This window comes from Halomonas sp. 707D4 (assembly GCF_024158685.1).
Lineage (GTDB): Bacteria > Pseudomonadota > Gammaproteobacteria > Pseudomonadales > Halomonadaceae > Vreelandella.
This window is the reverse complement of record NZ_JAMZBD010000322.1, coordinates 1-3,717: the sequence shown is the minus strand read 5'-3', so window position 1 is coordinate 3,717 and position 3,717 is coordinate 1. Positions and strand designations below refer to the sequence as shown.

The window sequence follows — 3,717 nt, the reverse complement described above, 5'->3', positions numbered from 1 at the left end:
CGGGGGTGTCACGGGCGATGGTGTCGCGGGCGTTCACGCCGGGCGCCTCGGTGTCGGTGAAAAAGCGCGAGCACGTGCTGCGCGTGGCGGCCTCGCTCGACCAGCGCCGCCATGCCTGAAGCGTTGTCGCAGCACACCGCATCGACGTCGGCCTCTTCCAGCACCCGGCCGATCAGCATTAGGGGCGCGCCGGAGCGGCGGCAGAGCTCGGCGGTCGCGCGGCTCACCGAGCCCGCCGCGACGCTGCCGAGTGTGCGCTGGCCGCGGCGGGGCTCTAGTTCGTGGCCAGCGCCCGGGGAGACTTCTCTTTCGAGAGCGGGGTGATCGCGGCCGGGGCGCTGCTCGAGGGCCACCCGGGCATCGATGCGCTGGTGTGCGCCAACGACGCCATGGCGTTGGGGGCGCTCGAGGCCGCGCGGCGTTTGAATGTCGCGGTGCCCGAGCGCCTGGCGGTGACCGGCTTCGATGACGTGCCCCAGGCGGCCTGGGGCGCCTGCCCGCTGACCACCGTCGAGAATCCGGTCGCCGCCACCGCCTGCGAGGCGCTGCGCCTGCTGGCACGGCGCATCGAGACGCCCAGGGCGCCGGCCGAGGTGGTGCGCGTACCGGCCACGCTGGTGGCGCGCGCGAGCGCCTGAGAATGGCGGCGCGGTGCGCGCTGATCGGGGCCGGCGCCTAGTTGACGCACCGCGAGTTTTCTGGCTGTCAGGCTTTCCAAGCGGGTCGCATTTGCGTAGAATGCGGCCTCTTCATGCGTGGGTGTTGGCGATCGGTGCGTTCAGCGCACGGGTTAGGCCTGCCAATGAAGCGTAATAAAGGGTGCACGGCAAGCACTTGGACGACATCGCGTCGCCCGGGCGAGCAGTGTGCCGCAAAACTGCATGATGAGTGTTCTGGTGGCGATCTCGCCATGCTCCACTCTCGTAACCTCAACCGAAGGATAGTTATCGTATGGTTACCATTCGTTTGGCACGTGGTGGCGCCAAGAAGCGTCCCTTTTACCACCTCACCGTGACCGACTCGCGTAACGCCCGTGACGGTCGTTTCATCGAGCGTATCGGCTTCTTCAACCCGGTTGCTCGTGGTCAGGAAGAGCGTCTGCGCGTCGATCTGGATCGCGTCGTTCACTGGCAGAGCCAGGGTGCGCAGCTCTCCGGTCGCGTGGCTGAGCTTGTCAAGGAAGCACGCAAGCAGGCGTAAGCCTGTCGGCGCGAGACAGAATGGCGCGAGTTAGGATGATACACCGTAGGAGCCTTGGTTCATGACGCGTTCAGACGCAGGCCAGACCGCCGAGCACGTCGTGCTCGGCAAGCTGACCAGCCCCCACGGGGTGAAGGGTTGGCTCAAGGTCTACTCCTACACCCATCCGGTCGACGGCATTCTGGAGTACCCCGAGTGGTGGGTGCGCCGCGGGGAGACCCTCGAGCGCATGACCGTCGTTCAGGGGCGTCGGCAAGGCAAGGCGCTGGTGGTGCAGCTTGAAGAGATCGAGGACCGGACCGCTGCGGAATCGCTGGCCCAGGCCGAGATCCTGCTGCCCAAGGGCGTGCTGCCCGAACTCGCCGACGACGAGTATTACTGGCACGAGCTCGAAGGCCTCGCCGTCTTCACTCGGTCAGGCGAACGGCTCGGACGGATCAGCTATCTGTTCGAAACCGGCGCGAACGATGTCATGGTGGTACGCGGCGATCAGGACGCCATCGACCGGCGCGAGCGGCTGCTGCCGTTTCTGCCCGATGACGTGGTGCTCGAGGTGGACCGCGAGGCGGCCCGCATGGTCGTCGAGTGGGACCCCGAGTTTTGAGCGACGAGACGCCCGCGATGTGGATCGGCGTGGTATCGCTGTTCCCCGAGATGTTCGAGGCCATGACCCAGCAAGGGGTGGTGGGGCGAGCGATCGAGCGCGGCCAGATCGAGCTCGGGTTCTGGAACCCGCGGGATTACGCCACCGACAAGCATCGTAGCGTGGATGACCGGCCCTACGGCGGCGGCCCCGGCATGTTGATGAAGGTCGACACGCTGCGCGGCGCGATCCACGATGCGAAGGCGCAAGGCCAGGCGCTGACCGGCTGCCCTCCCAAGGTGATCTACCTGTCACCCCAGGGGCGCAAGCTGGATCAGAAAGGCGTCGAGACCCTGGCAAATGCCGGCCCCCTGGTGGTGGTCGCCGGTCGCTACGAGGGCATCGACGAACGCGTGGTCGAATGTGACATCGACGAAGAGTGGTCGATCGGCGACTATGTGCTCAGCGGCGGCGAGCTGCCCGCCATGGTACTGATCGACGCGGCGGCAAGGCTGATCCCCGGCGTACTGGGGCATCACGACTCCGCCATCGAGGACTCGTTCAGCGACGGCCTGCTGGACTGCCCGCACTATACCCGTCCGGAAGTGATCGACGGCAAGCGGGTGCCGGATGTGCTGCTCAGCGGCCATCACGGCGACATCAAGCGCTGGCGCTTGAAGCAGTCGCTCGGCAGGACCTGGCAGCGTCGACCCGACCTGCTGGCCGGTCGGAAGCTCGATGCCGAGCAGCGGCGCCTGCTCGACGAGTACATCGAGGAACACGCCAAGGCTACCTCGTAGCGTTGGCGGCGGTGCAGGGCCAAGGCACCTGCGTCACCCATGACGACTCCCGCGTGGCTCGTTTCGAGCGCCGGGATCACGGTTCGCCCCTTCCACGACTGCGTGGCGAACCATCACGTTATTCAGGAGCAAGACAGATGAGCAGCAAGAACAAGGTGATCCAGGCGATCGAAAACGAGCAGATGAGCAAGGAAATTCCGAGCTTTGCACCGGGTGACACCATCGTCGTCCAGGTCAAGGTCAAGGAAGGCACCCGCGAGCGTCTGCAGGCCTTCGAAGGCGTGGTCATCGGCAAGCGTAACCGTGGCCTGAACTCCGCTTTCACCGTGCGCAAGATCTCTCACGGTGTCGGCGTCGAGCGTACCTTCCAGACCTACAGCCCGCTGGTCGACTCCATCGAAGTCAAGCGTCGCGGCGACGTTCGTCAGGCCAAGCTGTACTACCTGCGCGAGCGCAGCGGCAAGTCGGCGCGTATCAAGGAAAAGCTGGCTTAATCGCCGCTTTTTCCCGGGCGCCTTGGCGCTCGGGTACGCAAGACCCCGTCTCCGCTCTGCGGGGCGGGGTTTTTTATTGGCGCCGTTCAATCGAGAACGCAAGAGCGTTAACCTATGAGCGACATCGATGCCTTTCTTGATGCCTTGTGGCTGGAGCAGGGCGCAAGCGATCATACGTTAGCGGCCTACCGACGTGACCTGGAGGCCTGGCAGCATCATCTTGAGAGCGCCGGCGACACGCTGTTCTCGCCCGCGCCCGAGCGCTGCCCCGCCTGGTTCGAGGCGCGCCGCGCGGCGGGCTACCAGGCGCGCAGCAACGCCCGGCTGCTGTCGTCGCTGCGAAGCTTCTACCGCTGGGCGCAGCTTGACGGGCGCGTCGAGCACGACCCGCTCGTCGACATGGCGCTGCCCGTGGTGCGCCCGAACCTGCCGGACACCCTCGAGGAGGAGGAGGTCGAGCGGCTGCTGGCCGCCCCGGACGTCGCCACGCCGCTGGGCCTGCGCGACCGCGCCATGCTGGAGCTGCTCTACGCCTGCGGGCTGCGGGTGTCGGAGCTGGTGGGCCTGGCCACCGACGCGGTGAACCTGCGCCAGGGCGTGGTGCGGGTGCGCGGCAAGGGCGACAAGGATCGCCTGGTGC

6 protein-coding genes are annotated in these 3,717 nt (G+C 66.6%); all 6 read left to right on the top strand.

Annotation, left to right across the window (positions count from 1 at the left end; genetic code table 11):
- Nucleotides 1–281: 281 nt before the first annotated feature.
- Entirely contained in the window at nt 282–638 is a 357-nt protein-coding gene (locus BIS11_RS12940) for a substrate-binding domain-containing protein (protein WP_253586204.1), read from the top strand.
- 313 nt (nt 639–951) lie between these two features.
- A complete protein-coding gene (gene rpsP / locus BIS11_RS12935; protein WP_007111767.1) occupies nt 952–1,200 on the top strand; it encodes a 30S ribosomal protein S16 in 249 nt (82 codons plus the stop codon).
- 61 nt (nt 1,201–1,261) lie between these two features.
- Nucleotides 1,262–1,804 (top strand): ribosome maturation factor RimM, encoded by a 543-nt coding sequence (gene rimM, locus BIS11_RS12930; protein ID WP_253426379.1) that lies wholly within the window; start codon nt 1,262–1,264, stop codon nt 1,802–1,804.
- 17 nt (nt 1,805–1,821) lie between these two features.
- On the top strand, nt 1,822–2,583 hold the full coding sequence (trmD, locus tag BIS11_RS12925; RefSeq protein WP_253426381.1) for a tRNA (guanosine(37)-N1)-methyltransferase TrmD: 762 nt from the start codon (nt 1,822–1,824) through the stop codon (nt 2,581–2,583).
- A 137-nt stretch (nt 2,584–2,720) separates the two neighbouring features.
- On the top strand, nt 2,721–3,077 hold the full coding sequence (rplS, locus tag BIS11_RS12920; RefSeq protein ID WP_227391190.1) for a 50S ribosomal protein L19: 357 nt from the start codon (nt 2,721–2,723) through the stop codon (nt 3,075–3,077).
- Nucleotides 3,078–3,191: 114 nt separating this feature from the next.
- The coding region (locus tag BIS11_RS12915; RefSeq protein WP_253586202.1) for a site-specific integrase at nt 3,192–3,717 on the top strand (526 nt) is incomplete at its 3' end.